This window comes from Pseudoalteromonas luteoviolacea NCIMB 1944, assembly GCF_001625565.1.
In the GTDB taxonomy this organism is placed as follows: Bacteria; Pseudomonadota; Gammaproteobacteria; order Enterobacterales; family Alteromonadaceae; genus Pseudoalteromonas; species Pseudoalteromonas luteoviolacea_F.
The window spans coordinates 160759-176358 of sequence record NZ_AUXS01000053.1 but is presented as its reverse complement, the minus strand read 5'-3'; the positions used below and the strand labels follow the sequence as shown (position 1 = coordinate 176358).

General features: G+C 42.7%; 11 protein-coding genes. 5 read left to right on the top strand and 6 right to left on the bottom strand.

The window, feature by feature from the left end; genetic code table 11:
- Positions 1-18: 18 nt before the first annotated feature.
- The 3 genes from N483_RS20105 to N483_RS20095 all read right to left on the bottom strand — a co-directional run bounded on the left by N483_RS20105 (position 19) and on the right by N483_RS20095 (position 4037).
- On the bottom strand, positions 19-1860 hold the full coding sequence (locus tag N483_RS20105; protein WP_023398502.1) for a methyl-accepting chemotaxis protein: 1842 nt from the start codon (positions 1858-1860) through the stop codon (positions 19-21).
- A 532-nt stretch (positions 1861-2392) separates the two neighbouring features.
- Positions 2393-2914 carry an NUDIX hydrolase gene (locus N483_RS20100; RefSeq protein WP_023398503.1) on the bottom strand — a complete coding sequence of 174 codons (522 nt, stop codon included), beginning with the start codon at positions 2912-2914 and terminating at the stop codon, positions 2393-2395.
- 70 nt (positions 2915-2984) lie between these two features.
- Positions 2985-4037 (bottom strand): aldo/keto reductase, encoded by a 1053-nt coding sequence (locus N483_RS20095; protein WP_023398504.1) that lies wholly within the window; start codon positions 4035-4037, stop codon positions 2985-2987.
- 865 nt (positions 4038-4902) lie between these two features.
- Between N483_RS20095 and dinB the strand changes: the two genes are divergently transcribed.
- The 4 genes from dinB (at position 4903) to N483_RS20070 (ending at position 9853) form a co-directional block, all read left to right on the top strand.
- Entirely contained in the window at positions 4903-5958 is a 1056-nt protein-coding gene (dinB, locus tag N483_RS20085; protein ID WP_023398506.1) for a DNA polymerase IV, read from the top strand.
- A gap of 113 nt (positions 5959-6071) precedes the next feature.
- Entirely contained in the window at positions 6072-7769 is a 1698-nt protein-coding gene (locus N483_RS20080) for a carbon starvation protein A (RefSeq protein WP_023398507.1), read from the top strand.
- 63 nt (positions 7770-7832) lie between these two features.
- Positions 7833-9365: a M17 family metallopeptidase gene (locus N483_RS20075; RefSeq protein WP_023398508.1), complete on the top strand. Its 1533-nt coding sequence runs from the start codon at positions 7833-7835 to the stop codon at positions 9363-9365.
- A gap of 92 nt (positions 9366-9457) precedes the next feature.
- Complete coding sequence (locus N483_RS20070) at positions 9458-9853, top strand: HIT domain-containing protein (RefSeq protein WP_023398509.1); 396 nt, start codon at positions 9458-9460, stop codon at positions 9851-9853.
- Between the two features lie 14 nt (positions 9854-9867).
- On the opposite strand, the gene N483_RS20065 is transcribed toward N483_RS20070, so the two are convergent.
- Positions 9868-11553 (bottom strand): dipeptidyl-peptidase 3 family protein, encoded by a 1686-nt coding sequence (locus tag N483_RS20065; RefSeq protein WP_023398510.1) that lies wholly within the window; start codon positions 11551-11553, stop codon positions 9868-9870.
- Between the two features lie 217 nt (positions 11554-11770).
- Between N483_RS20065 and N483_RS20060 the strand changes: the two genes are divergently transcribed.
- Positions 11771-12610, top strand: a complete 840-nt coding sequence (locus N483_RS20060; protein ID WP_023398511.1) for an HDOD domain-containing protein — start codon at positions 11771-11773, stop codon at positions 12608-12610.
- A 44-nt stretch (positions 12611-12654) separates the two neighbouring features.
- Here N483_RS20060 and rdgC read toward each other — a convergent pair whose 3' ends face one another.
- Both rdgC and N483_RS20050 read right to left on the bottom strand, forming a co-directional pair.
- A complete protein-coding gene (gene rdgC, locus N483_RS20055; protein WP_023398512.1) occupies positions 12655-13563 on the bottom strand; it encodes a recombination-associated protein RdgC in 909 nt (302 codons plus the stop codon).
- A gap of 147 nt (positions 13564-13710) precedes the next feature.
- Positions 13711-15471, bottom strand: coding sequence for a sensor histidine kinase (locus N483_RS20050; protein ID WP_036975588.1), 1761 nt, complete (start codon positions 15469-15471; stop codon positions 13711-13713).
- Positions 15472-15600 lie beyond the last annotated feature (129 nt).

Genomic DNA, 15600 nt, shown 5'->3' with positions numbered 1-15600 from the left:
TAGAGGTGAGTAGCTAGATTAGACTTTAAATCTGGACACATCTTCTTGCATCTTATGTGCGTCATATTCCAGCGCTTCGCAATTTTTACAGTTTTGGCAAGAGTCGACATAAAGCTGCTCAGCTGATACTGAAATGTTTGCGGCGGCATTTTCAACGCCCTGAACTGTCGCCATTTGCTCTTCTGTCGCCCCAGCTATTTGAATCACCATGTCGCGTATTTTATCCATGGCGTGTTTGTTATCGTCCATGCTTTGCTGTGCTTCTGTAATTCCTTCATACATCTGTTCGCTTAGCTCTAAGCTGGTTTGCATAGCTTGCTCAGAGTCGTGTACAAGGCTTTGTAAGCCATGGATCATGCGTTCAATTTCTACTGTTGAGTTTTGGGTACGTTTGGCCAGCGTACGAACCTCGTCAGCTACCACGGCAAACCCCCGTCCACTTTCACCGGCGCGGGCGGCTTCTATTGCGGCATTTAATGCCAGTAAGTTTGTTTGCTCAGTGATCCCACGAATAACAGATGTGACACTTTCAATTTCGCTGCTCGCTGAAGAAAGCTGATGCATCAGTTTACTGTTTTCATTGATATGTCCGGTTAGTTCAGACATGTTATGGTGGGCTCTATGCATGATATCGGAGCCTCGGGCCATGTTTTCATCTGCATCATTGACGTTGTTTTGCACAGCCACACTATTTTCTGCGATAAGTGACACTGCCTGTACCAGTTCACTAACTGCAACTTTAACCGCATGTGTATTGTTTTTTTGCTCTTCAATTGCTTGTTGGGAGCGTTTTGTCACCTCGACGGATTGGTGTGCACCATGTTCGACTGTCTCGCCTGTATGCTTAATTTCTCTAACGATGTCTGCGGTTGTATCTATAAACTGATTGACTGACCCGGCAAACTCCGTCACCTCATCACGGCCAGTCAAATTGATATGATGGGTTAAATCCCCTTCGCCATGACTAATGGTTGCCATATTTGCATTGGCCGCTTTTAATCTTCTGACAATATGCGATCCCTTCCAAAGCAATAGCCCAGCAATTATTGCTGTGAGTACTCCAGCTAACATCATGCCTTGGTTTTGCGCAGAAATAAGTTCATTGCTGATCCCCATCTCTATATCACCAGAGAGCTTATTCATAGTGCCTTCTACTTTGTGAATGCTCGAACGCAACTCTCCACGCAAGCCCGAATTGGCATCGAGACCGCGTTCTACCAGCGCTACAGTAAGCGCTCGCGCAGTATTTTCAAACAGCGTCAGGTCATTTTGCCCAGCGCTAAATTGATCTGAAAAGTAAACCTTCATGACGGCTAACTGCTGAGTGACTTCGTTTTTAGTAGACATATCGAGGTTTGTTTGGAAGTCATTTTCAAGTAACACTAATCGCAATGCTTTGCTCATCGCGGTAATATCGCCAATATTGGTCAGGGATTCGTGTAGGGCGATTTCGGCGTGATTAAATTCACCGCGCAGCCCTTGGTTCGGTGAGAGACCTATTTTTTTATCTAGCGCGACCAAGTTTCGTAGGTTTAACTCGTAGTTACTCAGATCTTTTTCAGCCACCACCAAAGCCTGTTGCAAGTGGCTGGGGAGCTGACCACTTAAAACCGTCATATTATTGCGCATTTGTTTAATTCGGGCATCGAACTTGTCGACGTACTTTTGCTGTTTGCGAAGTAAAAAATCTTTCTCATGGCGTCTTAGCATCAAAAGGTCGTTGCTGATCTCTTTGCTGGTTGCCAGTCTTTGCCCCAAATTGGCGATGTGAGTTGTTTCATACCAAAGCACGCCCACCATACAAAACAGTGCAATCATGACAAGAGAAGAAAGTAAAATGAAAGTGTGACGAATGGTCATAGTCTACTCCTTAGCTTTGATATTCCTATCATCAAAACTTAGAACAGAATTATAAAATTACCAATACGCAGTGAAATTTATTGAAATTATTTGTCCAACCACTTATTCATGGCTGCGTAACATGTGTTTATTTTACATTTTTATTACATTAATTCCCAAGTGAAACCCTTATATTGGAAGTTTCGTCAGGTGTTACTGTATTAGCGACATCATTGGCCATTTGGAAGCACGGTGACTATGTTCATATGACTTTTGCTGTGAGGTTTGGACGCTTTGTATCGCTGTAATTTAGAGGATCGGAAATTATATCTTGAAGGAGTACGGTAGAGGGGTATCCTATTTGTTCGATTGTTCATCCAGTGATGATGCGGTGGGGTTTAAAGGGGCGAGTCGGTATTGTGCCACCAATTTCATTTTCAAAGCAGGCTTTACAAGTGCTTCTGGCAAATAAAGCGTTTTTTACTGTAGTGAATTCTTTTCCAATCGAGGGCGTTTTCCCCTGTATGTTGCGATAACAGGGGGAAGCGTTTAATCAGTCAAAATTCAGGCCTATAACCTCTTTTGCAACAGTTTCTAATATCGCCAGCTCTCTATAAATAGATTGTCCTTTTTTGTCGCTATTAGCCAGTGTTTCACGGTTGTGCAAAATTGCATCTTTGATCGGTAACCAAACCGGTCGCATACCATTTGCTTGCTCGTAGGATTCCATTTGAGGCTCAGTGAAAGAGCCGCAAATATCGACGATAAAGCAGTGTGAGATAATATGTACATTGTCAAAATCTGGTTTGTACCAACTTTGATACTCTTCGTATATACCAAATGGCGAAATGTGGGTTATTGACTGGGCACCGGTTTCTTCTAGTAGTTCCCTGCTTAATGCGACTTCAATCTCTTCACCTTCGTCGACTCCACCACCAGGCAGTGTATAGTCGTCATATCGCGCTGTATAGAGAAGTAAAATTTCTTCTCCTCTGATTACGATTGCCCGCACGGCATGTCTAACAAAGTGGCTGCCAAGTAGGGGCACAATAGGCTCGCGGTTGAGTTGTTTCATAAATACGTCGTCATTTGAGAGTGCAAATATGCCGAGTTTATCATATTTGCACTCTAATCTGTGGGTAAGCTTAGAATGGAACAGGGTAAGTTTTTAAAATGGTGTCTATTTCTGCCAACGCTTCTGGTGGAAGTGGTTTGTCAAAAGCAATTATGTTTTCTTTTAGTTGTGCCATTGAGGTCGCCCCAATGATGGTTGAAGTAACGCCATCTACCTGATCACACCATGCCAAAGCAAGTTGTGCAGTGCTTAGATGGTGTTCATGCGCAACTTCTTGATATGCAGCGGTAGCTTGTTGTGAATACTGTGTATCTCTGAACAGTCCATTGCGTTGCATTAAGGTCCATCGGCTGCCTTCAGGCCTCGCACCACCTAAGTATTTGCCTGATAGCAATCCACCAGCCAAAGGAGACCAAGGTAAATAGGCGATGTCTTCATTGACGCAATTTTCTAGTAAGTAGGGCCAGTCTTTCTCGTGAAGTAAATTGAATTCATTTTGAATGGATACTGGTCGTTCTATACCGTGTTGCTCACACAAGTGTAAGTAAGTATTGATCCCCCATGGGGTTTCATTAGAAAGCCCCCAATGACGAATTTTCCCTTGATCTTGACATAGTTTTAAGGCTTCAAGGATATTACTCATTTCGTCGAGCTGTTGTGCTTTGCTGACGGCGTGTAGGTCTAACATACCGTGCCAGTGTTTACCAAAATGCGGTGATGTGCGATTTGGCCAATGTAATTGGTACACGTCTATATAATCTGTTTGCAGTCGTTGTAGCGATTGTTCAACAGCGTTGATGACTGCACTTTTATCGATAGGTTTTCCCTCTCTAATCCAACCGAGTCCCGCGCCCGCTATTTTTGTTGCCAAAATAACTTCTTGTCGTTTTTCTTCATGGCGTTTGATCCAGTCACCGATGATCAATTCGGTTTTACCATAGGTATCTGGTGAAGGGGGTACTGCGTACATCTCTGCGGTGTCTATAAAGTTGATCCCCTGACTCAGCGCGTAGTTGATTTGCTCATCAGCATCGTGCTGATTGTTTTGCAACCCCCAAGTCATACTTCCTAAACAAACTCGTGAAACCTTTAGTGATGAGTGGCCTAATTGGCTGTACTTCATAGATACTCCTTGCAAAATCGAACAGGTTTAAACAGCTAAGATGTAGTCGTTAGATACATACAAATTCACTAACAGCAGTGTAGAGCATTTCTACTTATTCTGCTGAGGTTTGTTTACAGTGGGTTATTAAAGTTAGCGGCTGTGCCTTTATTGTAAACAAATGATTGAATGTATCTGATTGATAAATTATTGTACCTAAGTTTTTGGAAGTAAACGATGTTAGGTTTATTGGGAAGTGGATAATCATATTTTCTTTGTTGTAATTGATAATTTAGGGTTTGTTGTACTTTTCTTAGGGCTAGTCATTGGCTGGAGGAACCCATTCGCACGGTGGTTAGTTATCAGCTATTCCATACTTACATGCATTAGTTTTGCTTGTTATCAAGTAACCATATCTTGGAAAACGCACTTCTATATCTTTGAAGCCTTTATATGCCTTGTATTTATGTTGCCGATACTTTTGCGACGCTACATTGCATTTTTTATATATCAAAAAACCCGCAGGGGGTTTTTCTTAACTGTTGCAATGCGCAAGAAACTGACTGTTTATGAATCTTTTTTATTGCGGCTCTTCACATTGGCTGCAATTGTGAATTTTATAACTTGGATTGAGATTCTTTGTTATAAGTATTGGTTAATAGACACCCCCTATATCAAACTCTATTTTAGAGACTACTTTGTTGCGCTTGTTCTGCTCCTTCAGAATATTGCACTGTATGCGTTTATTATGTACTGCTATGCGTCAATGCCTGCTCCTGACATAAAAAGGCGAGTTCATAAATTGTAGCTATTGAAGCAATAGACAAATAACTAGAAAACTGCCACTATACTGTATAAGTAAACAGTATTTTGTAAGGGCGCGTCGGTGAGAAAATTTATCCATATTGATATGGATTGTTTTTATGCAGCGGTAGAAATGCGTGATAACCCCGCACTCGCTAAAGTACCCATGGCGATAGGTGGAAATAGCCATCGTGGGGTGTTAAGTACCGCGAATTATATTGCACGAGAGTTTGGGGTGCGATCTGCTATGTCTAACTACAAGGCTAAACAACTTTGCCCTCAATTGGTCATTGTTCCGGGTCGCATGCAGGTATACAAAGAAGTGTCTCAACAAATCCGGCAAATATTTTCTCGCTACACCCATTTGATTGAGCCTTTGTCTTTGGATGAAGCCTACTTAGACGTTACTGACTGTGAGGTTTGTCAAGGCAGTGCCACCTTGATTGCGCAGCAGATCCGTACCGATATTTATAATGAAACTGGGCTGACAGCGTCAGCCGGTGTTGCACCAATCAAGTTTTTAGCCAAAATCGCCAGTGACGAAAATAAGCCCAATGGACAATGTGTGATCACACCCACTCAAGTAGATGACTTTATCGATGAGTTGCCGCTGAGAAAGATCCCTGGGGTTGGAAAAGTGACACATGAAAAGTTACTGGCATGTGGACTTGTTACAGGCCGTGATATCAAAGCACTGAGCCAAGATGAAATGGCTACGCGCTTCGGGAAATTTGGCAGGGTTTTGTGGCGGCGCTGCCAAGGTGTTGATGACCGAGGCGTAGAGACAGAGCGAGTACGCAAGTCGGTAGGGGTTGAAACAACGTTTGAGAAGGACATTAAAGATTTAGCGCAGTTAAAGTCTATTTTATGTGACAAACTCATCCCCGAACTTACCCGTAGAAGTGCTAGATATCAAGCAGAGCGTGAATTTACCAAGTTGGGGGTTAAGGTAAAGTTTTACGATTTTTCTCAAACCACCAAGGAATGTCAATGTCACCACATAGATAAAGATATTTTGTGTACTTTATTAGAGCAGGCTGTGGCGCGCTATGGCAATAAACCTGTGCGGCTGGTGGGGGTGCAAATTGGTTTGGGTGATGCGCCGAGTAATCAGGTACAAATGGGCCTATTTAATTGAGATCACAAGACAAACTTTACAGCTGTTAGGGGGCGTGCGACTAAAATATAACTGAAATTACATGTTTCCGTGTTAGAGTAATGTTAATACAAAAATAACACAGAGGACATCTCGTGCAATCGATCATGATAGTGTTGTTCGGTATTTTGGGTATGCTATTTGGCTGGTTTGTATACTCTAAGTTTATCGCAACCAAAATTTTCAAAATGGACGATAACTTCGTCACACCTGCCCATGAACTTAATGATGGGGTTGATTATGTTCCAACCAATAAAGTGGTGTTGTGGGGTCATCATTTTACTTCTGTGGCTGGTGCTGCGCCCATAGTTGGCCCTGCTATCGCAGTCTATTGGGGCTGGGTTCCTGCTGTACTTTGGGTGGTAATTGGTACCATCTTTTTTGCTGGTGTCCATGATATGGGCGCACTTTGGGCTAGTGCTCGCCATAAGGGTAAGTCAATGGGGGCATTATCTGAAACTGTCATTGGCAAGCGCACCCGTTCGCTCTTTATGATTGTGGTATTTTTAGTACTCTTAATGGTAAATGCGGTTTTTGGTGTTGTGATCGCGAATTCGTTTGTTGCCAACCCCAATGCTGTTTTCCCTGCTTGGTCGGCAATAGTGGTTGCTTTGATCATTGGCCAGTTGTTAAAACGAAGAGTGCCACTGATCCCATTGTGCTTAGTGGGTGTTGTGGTGCTGTATGCAACAATTTATGCAGGCAGTGGCATGCCTATTGCGCTTCCCAGCGAGGTATTTGGATTGACAGATAAAGCCAGCTGGATATTAATCTTATTTGTTTATGCGGCAGTTGCGTCTTTGTTACCTGTTTGGATGTTATTACAACCTCGAGACTTTATTAATGGCATGCAATTGCTGGTTGGGCTGGTATTGCTCTACGGTGCGGTTTTTGTTGTGATGCCAGATATAACGGCACCAGCATTTAATACGCAAACGGCTATCGACACGCCAAGCATTATTCCATTGCTCTTTGTCACGATTGCGTGTGGCGCTGTCTCTGGTTTCCATGGCATCGTATCGTCAGGCACCAGCTCAAAGCAGTTAAATAAAGAAACCGATGGTCGTTTTGTCGGGTATTTGGGTGCTGTTGGTGAAGGTTCGTTGGCGCTTATTACTTTAGTGGCTGTGAGCGGGGTTATGTTGGCGGTATCGCCTGAAGAATGGCACGAAATATACAGTCACCTCGGTGCAGGTTCTGTTGGCGCATTTATTCAAGGCGGATCTAACTTGATCAGCACCGGGTGGGGACTATCCGCTGAAATCGCATCAACTTTATTAGCTGTTATGGTCGTTTTGTTTGCGGGCACGACTATGGACTCAGGTGTGCGTTTACAGCGTTATATCATCCAAGAGTGGGGTGATATCTATAAGTTACCAGTACTAAAAAATGGCATTGTCGCCACCTTAGTTGCTGTGGGATGTTGCTTATTACTTGCATTTGGTGCCGGCGGAGCCTCTGGTAGTGGGGGCATGATAATTTGGCCGTTGTTTGGCTCGACTAACCAAATTTTGGCAAGCCTAACCCTGTTGGTGATCTCTGTTTATCTAATCAAGTTGGGCCGACCAGCCAAATTTACGCTTATCCCCATGATATTTGTGATCTTAATGGCATTTTTCGCGGGCTTGATTAAATTGGGAGAATACTACGAAAAGGGCAATTGGCTACTAGTTGGATTAGATATCATCGTATTAGTCGTGAGTGTATTGGTGATGTTAGAAGCATGGAGTGTGGTCAGTAAACTGAAAAGTACAGCGGAAGCAGCTACGGACAGTGAAGAATCGACAAGCTAACTTGGCTCTTGCAAATAAATAACCGATAATTGGCCCTTAAATTACAAGAACAAGGGCCTTTTTATGTCTTTTCCTCTCTCATTGCCAGCATCAAATTGGCAACAAAGTGACGCTGATGCCTTAATCGTCATTACTTCAGATGTAAGTGATTTAGGCGATAAACAGCTCAATGAGGCAGCTGCGCCTTATTTGGCCGTAGATGCACGTTTGGCAACACAGGCAAATGTCTTGTTGGCGCCTCAAGTTCCGGGTCAACGTTTAATTTTAGCGCCGACCGGACCTCTAAATCGTGATTACGATGATGTGCGTCGTTTCTTCGCTGCTGGTCAAGCGGCCATTGCACAAGCCAAAGCTGCTGGTGCTGTAAAACCCGTCTTGGTGTTGGCAGGTGTACCGAGTGATGAACGTTATCAAAATGCCTTACAGGTTGCATTTTTGGGAATGTGTCAGGCACTTTGGCAGCCTTTAGAAGCGCGAGAGTATCGTGGAGCGCAAATCGAGCCGGTAGAAAGTGTTTACTTAGTTGGCGCTGAAGATGCGCTTTGTTCACAGATTAATGCGATTGCAGCGGGTCAGTATGCGGCGCGTGATTTATGTGGTACAGAGCCTGAGCGTATGGCTCCTCCTCGTTTTGCTGACTATTGTGTATCTTTGTTTGAAAATACCTCGGTTAAGGTAGAAGTCATTTCTGACATCGCTGCTATAGATAAAGAATATCCAATGTTGAGCACGGTTGCGCGCGCGTCGTATGCCGTGGAGCGCCATCACCCGCGTGTTGTTAAAATGGAATATATACCTGAAGGCGATATCGAGCGCACTTTAATGTTTGTAGGTAAGGGTCTTGTTTACGATACAGGCGGCGCAGACTTAAAAGTGGGCGGTTTTATGGCTGGTATGAGTCGTGACAAAGGCGGTGCAGCATCTGTTGCTGGGTTTATGAAGTCAGTGGCCGAGTATCAACCAAAAGGTGTGAAGGTGATTGCTTACCTAGCCGTTGTGAGAAATTCTATTGGCTCTGATTGCTTTGTTCCCGATGAAATTATCGAAACCCGCGAAGGTGTACGTGTACGTATTGGTAACACCGATGCTGAAGGACGTTTAGCAATGGGTGATTTACTCAGTGAGATAAAAGACTTGGCGAAATCAGAGGTAAACCCTGAATTATTCACAGTTGCCACACTTACCGGCCATGCAGCAAGGGCAATGGGTCCATACAGTGCATTTGTTGAAAATGGTCCGGCACGTGCAAATTCAGTATCGCGCTTGATTGCTGATAAAGGAGATGTCTGGGCTGATTGTGCGGAAGTTTCTCGCAGTCGCAGAGAAGATTATGACTTTGTACAGCCGCGCACTTTAGCTGATGATGTACTCTCTAGTAACAATGCACCTTCAGCGGTAACAGCGCGAGGCCACCAGTTCCCAATGGCATTTTTAGCCATTGTAGGTGGTTTGGACAAACATGGCTGCGATTCTGAGCTACCTTTACCATATGTACATATGGACATTGCTGGTAGCGGTGTGGAAAACGGTGATTGGCAGCATGGTAAGCCAACAGCCGCAACTGTAAGCAGCTTATTTGCTCGCTATTGTTTATAAGAACGAGTGTTCTTAAGACAACACCATGATCGTGTTGATCAATGAATATAAAGCAGATACTGGGTATCTGCTTTTTTATCGGAGTAGAATACATGGCATTTGAACTTGCCCCTGAGTTACAGAGAGATTGTATAGAGTTAGCGTCATGGCCGCTGTGCAAAGTATTATTGATGAATGATAGTCAATACCCTTGGTTTATTCTTGTGCCTCAAGTTGAAGGTGCGCGGGAAATCATTGATTTGACAGAAACGCAGCAGAGCCAATTTTGGCAGGAGTCAAAGCAACTAAGTGAGCTGTTAATGACGGTTTTCACGCCAGATAAACTCAATGTTGCAGCATTGGGTAATATGGTACCGCAACTACATGTGCATCATATTGCGCGTTATACACATGACGTCGCTTGGCCTAAACCGGTTTGGGGTGTGCACCCGGCTCAACCATACAGTGACAGTCAATTAGTAGCGTTAAAAAAGGCGCTGTCAATTTAGCGCCTTTTAAGTATTTAAAGCCCTAAGACAGACTTGCCTTGTTTGAAGGTGACGTCGACGGGGATATTTGCATTGGCCAGCTTATTTAAGTCTGCTTGCAGCTCTGTTTTTATATCTCCGTGAGTTGCAATTAGTTGGTCAACTTTTTGGTAATCACCATCACCTTGTAGGGTGAGGATCAAATTAGATAGCTTTTCCATTGCAGCACCCATTTTATCCATATCAACTTGATACAAGCCTTGGGCATTTTTAGAAAATGCGCCTTCCTGTTTGAAAAAATTGAAGCGGATCATGTTGGCTTTACCATGAGCACTTGACGCGCCAAAGCGGACCGAACGGAAGATGCCAGCCATAAAGGTAACATAATAGTCTTCCAAGGTGCCTTCCGTTATCTCGCCTTTTTTCAGTAGCTGCTCCACCATGTAAAGTCCTAAGATATCGGCTTTACCTTCTTCTATGGCGCTGGCATGCTCTTGTAGCGACTGACGTACAGTCCCTTTACCTGTGAGGGTATTTTTTATCCCCAAGCCGTGCGCAACTTCATGGAACATAGTATTGGCAAAAAATGCGTTAAACGTAATGTGCTTGCGCTGTTCTGGCACAATCAACTCATCCGCAATGGGTACGAGAATTTTATCGAACTTAGCGCGCATCGCATTTTTTAGTTGTAGCCGGCGAGTCCCTTTTTCTAACTGAACTTGTTCGTCGTTAGGTAAGTTGATAGCAATGGTTTTACTGCCAGCATTTGAGTGTCCTGCGTAGTACACTACGTCATAAGCGTTAAGATCTGCATCTGAGCCAGGGACTTCTTGTTTATATTTTTGTGCAACCGGTAAGCCGGTTTGGAGTTCAGGTAAAAATGCCGCAAACTTTGCGAGGCGTTCGCTCCAAGCTAAGTCTTTAACTAATACGTATGACTCAAATGCGCTTCGGTAGCCAAAAAGTTGATCTTCATATGTTTCGATAGGACCAATAACCACGTCGATAGGGTTATTTTTCATATCCATCCATGCAAAATCTGAAGGTTGATAGCTGTTGTTTAACAAGGCATCAGCACGCAGGTTTAAGTAATTTGAAAACTGCTTGTCTACAGCAAGGGCGCTGGCTTCTCTTAAAAGCTTGGCTGCAGCTTCTAGCTCAGACCTAAATTCAGTGGCATATGGCACTGAATATAAGTTACCTTGTTGGTCTCTTTTAACCATGGAGTAAAGACCCTGCTTGTCTTTAAAGTCAGCTTGGTTTAGTTCTTCTTTGGAAATATCACTGGGATAAAACTCTGCTCCAGGGGCTTTATCATCAAAGCGAGTTAGGAAAATTTTGTCGCCATCTAAGCGGTCCCAAGGGCCATAGTTAATGTCTGCAAAACGGCGTACTTGTTGGTCGTCGATGCGCGCAAGGAAGGTATCTTTGTCTTGACCAAAAGCTTGTTTCCAGAATAGGTCATCCATGATTTTTGAGGCATCTATAAGCAGTGCAATCATTTTTTTCTGGTTGTCATTAAGATGACTCAGGTCGCTGGTTAAAGTGACTTCTGTATAAATATTGAGGCGGTTTTTATCAATATTTTGCAATGAATAGGTCACTGTATCTTGCGCAGCGGCTGTATTCGATTTTGGTGTGTCTGCTTGTTGTTGTGAGCATGCACTTACTAGCAAACCGGAAGCGATTAAAATCGCGCTAGAGAGTTTAGAAAGTTTCATCATTTATCCCAGGATTTTAGTTATTATGATTGTGTCGCATCTATGATGCGGAAAAAATACCAATTGAGCAAACGGTAAAAACAAAGTATTTTCTATTGTCACCATGCTCAGAATAATTTTTATACTTTTCTTAACTTTATCGAGAAGTTAGACAATACTTAAAGCAGTAAAAATTATAAGGCCATCGTTAAGTGGCGAATTTAAAGGACTTGACCATATGTCTACAGAAAACGCATTACTTACCATTCTTGTCGATAAAATCAATAATGACACACTCGTTTTACCTACCTTGCCTGAAATTGCTGTTCGAGTTCGTCAAGCAGCCGACGACCCCGAAGTCAACCTACTGCAAATGGCAGACGTGATATCTCATGATCCTGCATTGGCTGCACGTATGATAAAAGTAGCAAATAGCGGCTTTATGGGACGTTCTATTAAAGTAAATACCTTAAATCAAGCGGTGACACGTATTGGGCTTCGGCAAATAAAAAATATTGCTACAGCCATGGCAATGGAACAGCTGTTCGTTTCAAATAACAAGTTGATAAAAACGTACATGGACAAAGCGTGGCAAAAAACCTTGAAAGTGGCTTGCCAAGCGATTTCGACCATGGAGTTTTACTTGCGCTTGAACAAACATACATCGCTGAATAAAGACACAATTACACTTGCCTCGCTAGTATTTAATATTGGTGTGTTACCCATTTTGACAGAAGCAGAGAAGCACCCTGAAGTATTTGCAAACCCAAGCTTTTTAGCGCACGCAATTCAAAAATTAGCAGGTCGTATAGGTGGTGCTATTATGCGTGAGTGGGGATTTACTGACGATTTTGTTGAGGTTGCAGAAAGTTGGGCTAACCCAAACTATAAGCCTGAGCATGTTTGTTATGTTGATTTTATCCGTGCTGGCGCTATTGTTGAAGGGATTTTACAAGTATCAGACAAAGCCGCTGCGTTGGGTGTATATGAAGAAAAAGGCGTACTTCGCTCTATTGATATGTTTACAGATGATGCATATTTAGACTTGCTAACGGATGTGAAATCGATGTTTGCTTAAATTTGTGTTTATACAATAAAAAAGGGCCTTGAGGCCCTTTTTTATTAAAGATCGTCTTTATCACCTAGCTCTTTTGTGAGGTCTTCAAGTAATTCTTTTACTTCCTCTGAGACAAGGATAAAGTCAGCATCTAACTTAATTGCTAAATCTTCTTTTGGAATATCAGCATTTTGCTCTTTCAGTGCATCATTGTAGCTCACACGTTTGATTGAACCATCGTTCTGCAATAAAAACTGTACACGCTCTTTCCAATCCAGCGCGAGTTTAGTGACGCGCTTGCCATTTTCTAAGTGAAGCTTAATTTCATCACTGGCTAAGTCATGTTGCTTTAATTTAACTTGTGCACCTTCGTCAGCAGCATCTTGTAGTTCTGCATCATTACCAATAGCAAAACCTTCAGGCGCTTCAAACTTTGTAAGCCAATCAGTTAAGAATACATCGAGGTCGTAGTTAGCAAATGCAGGAACAATAGGCAGTGTGCCCAAAGATTTACGTAGTAAAGCCATCATTTCTTCAGCTTTATTAAAGCTCGCACTATTGACGATAACCCAGCCGCTTTCTTGATCAATAAAGGCAAACTGCAAACTCGATTTTTTGAATGCCTGAGGCAGCAGAGTGGCTAGGATATTTTCTTTAAGTTCATCTTTTTCTTTTTTCTTTACTGGGCGGTTTTCTTCACGCTCTATCTGTTCGACTTTTTCAGCGACCATATCATTGATCACTGCCGCTGGCAGTACTTTTTCCTCGCGCTTGGCACATAACAATATGCTATTTTGTGAGAAATGAGACAGAGTTTGACCGTGTTTCCCTAATGCGTTTACCCAACCAAAGGTGCTCATATCTTGGCTGCCGCAAGCGCGGAATATATCTTGCTCAAGTGCTTTTTCAAAGTCTTCTTGCGTGTACGAAACATCTTGTTTAAAACGGTAACAGATCAGGTTGCTGAACCACATATATTCAAATATCCAAGTGAAAAATCGAATTGCATCATAGCAAATCAAAGGTGTTTCGAGCAAAGCCAATATTGTGGCTTTTGTGATTAAATTTGATTGGGTGATAAGGCGTGAATAAAAGGTCAATTCACGCCGCTGGTGTCAGGGTTAACTAAACATTGCCTGTTGTGCTTTCATTTCTTTCGGGAAACTAATGTGGTAGGTGAGCCCTTGACCCTCTTCTGAGCTAACTTCAATGTCACCATTCAATGTTTGTTTCACCAAATTGAAGGTAATATGTGTACCAAGACCACTGCCACCTTGATCTCGTTTAGTGGTAAAGAAGGGGTCAAATAGTTTCTCTAATTGTGCAGGTGAGACGCCTTTACCGTTATCTTTATAAACGATTTTGACATCTTCATTGTCATCAGTAATTTGGATATCTATGGTGCCCTTATTCACCCCTTCAAAGCCATGGATAAGAGAGTTCATGATTAGGTTAGTGAAAATCTGGCTAATGGCTCCGGCTGGCAAATTAAGAGTCAGATCTGCCGGGCAATCAATATTGACTTCATGCGCGGTTTTTTTCAATTTGGGGTGTAAAGAACGAAGAACTTCGCCTAAATACTGTTGGAAGTTTATGGTTCTAACCGCCTCACTGGCCTGATCAACTGCAATTTGTTTGAAGCTGGCAACCAATTCAGATGCCCGAGCGAGATTGTTGGTTAGAAGGCTCGCACTTTGTTTTGCTTCGTGCATAAACTCTTCCAAGGCCTTCGGAGATAAGGTTTTTTCTTTATAGGCAGCTTCCAGTTGATCGAGGCGCTCTTGCAAAAAGGAAGTCGCAGTAACGCCAATACCAACAGGTGTATTGATATCATGGGTGATACCAGCTACAAGACCACCTAATGCAGCCATTTTTTCTGAACCGACCAAGCGTTCTTGTGCCATATTCAGCTCTTCGACATATTTTTCTAATTCGTTTTGTTTTGTCAGTAGCTCTTCTTCTGTTTGGCGCCGCAGGTCTATCTCTTCTGTGAGTGTCAGCTTTTGCTTTTCTAGTTCATATTTTTGTTGTTGTAAGTCCATCATCGCCTGACTAAGGTTTGATGTTTTCCTAGCAACCTCTTGCTCGAGCTGAATATTGTGTTGATCTAATTTTTCATTACTAATAATGAGCTCTTTTTGCGTCTGATCGAGTTGTTTTCGATATTCGGCAACTTTGTCGATCAGCTTATTAAAGGCTTCTTCCATAACCTTGAGCTCATTTCGTTCAGTGGTATCAATATCTATTTTATGTCCATCAACATTGTCGACTTCAAAGTCTTCTATCTGTTCTGTGAGGTCTGTCAGTGGCTCTGTGAGGAGTTTTCTAAAGGCCAATAAAAATAGGATAATTAAGAAGGTCGTTTTAACCATGGCATTCCCTATCAAAAAGTAGATAGAGATCATAATTCGGCTGAAAACGACTTCGCGACTAGAGAATAAGGTGACGTCACCGACTTGTGTAGCCCTTCCTGAAAACTCAAAAATAAGTGGGAATGTGTACCCGAATAACCCGGAAGGCGTATCTTCAATTAAGGCTTCTTCTTGAACAAGCTGCTGACTGTATAGTTCGTGAATATTTAGAGAGCGCCCGAGTTGCGAGATGATTTCGCCACTATCATCTCGCACAATTATCCCTTCGATCATTGGTATTGCCAATAACCCTTCGGCAGTTGTGACAGTCTGTTTGGTGTTTAATTCCCAGATAGCACGTGTCAGGCTGCGGCTGAAGGTTTTTTGCAGCATGGTCAATTCGTTACGGATGTAGTCTTTAGTGTTGACATATTCTGCGACAACTTGTCCACAAGTTACGACAAACGTTAGCAGAAAGTAAACTGACAGAACGTTTGTAAGTAGTTTTTTCGACAGACTTTTCTGTAGCATGGAGTGTTCTTCGCTCCTGACGACCATGTTATAGCACGCGTGTTAAACTTAAAGTTAGCCAATAAATGGCTAAAAATAAATGTTTATCTTGCTATCTTTACAACATATAAGCGTATATAAAAAACTTAC

Coding starts and splice junctions, on each gene's coding strand:
- N483_RS20105 (WP_023398502.1), bottom strand. CDS start 1,860: ATGACCATTCGTCACACTTTCATTTTACTTTCTTCTCTTGTCATGATT.
- N483_RS20100 (WP_023398503.1), bottom strand. CDS start 2,914: ATGAAACAACTCAACCGCGAGCCTATTGTGCCCCTACTTGGCAGCCAC.
- N483_RS20095 (WP_023398504.1), bottom strand. CDS start 4,037: ATGAAGTACAGCCAATTAGGCCACTCATCACTAAAGGTTTCACGAGTT.
- N483_RS20075 (WP_023398508.1), top strand. CDS start 7,833: ATGTCTTTTCCTCTCTCATTGCCAGCATCAAATTGGCAACAAAGTGAC.
- N483_RS20070 (WP_023398509.1), top strand. CDS start 9,458: ATGGCATTTGAACTTGCCCCTGAGTTACAGAGAGATTGTATAGAGTTA.
- N483_RS20065 (WP_023398510.1), bottom strand. CDS start 11,553: ATGAAACTTTCTAAACTCTCTAGCGCGATTTTAATCGCTTCCGGTTTG.
- N483_RS20060 (WP_023398511.1), top strand. CDS start 11,771: ATGTCTACAGAAAACGCATTACTTACCATTCTTGTCGATAAAATCAAT.
- rdgC (WP_023398512.1), bottom strand. CDS start 13,563: ATGTGGTTCAGCAACCTGATCTGTTACCGTTTTAAACAAGATGTTTCG.
- N483_RS20050 (WP_036975588.1), bottom strand. CDS start 15,471: ATGCTACAGAAAAGTCTGTCGAAAAAACTACTTACAAACGTTCTGTCA.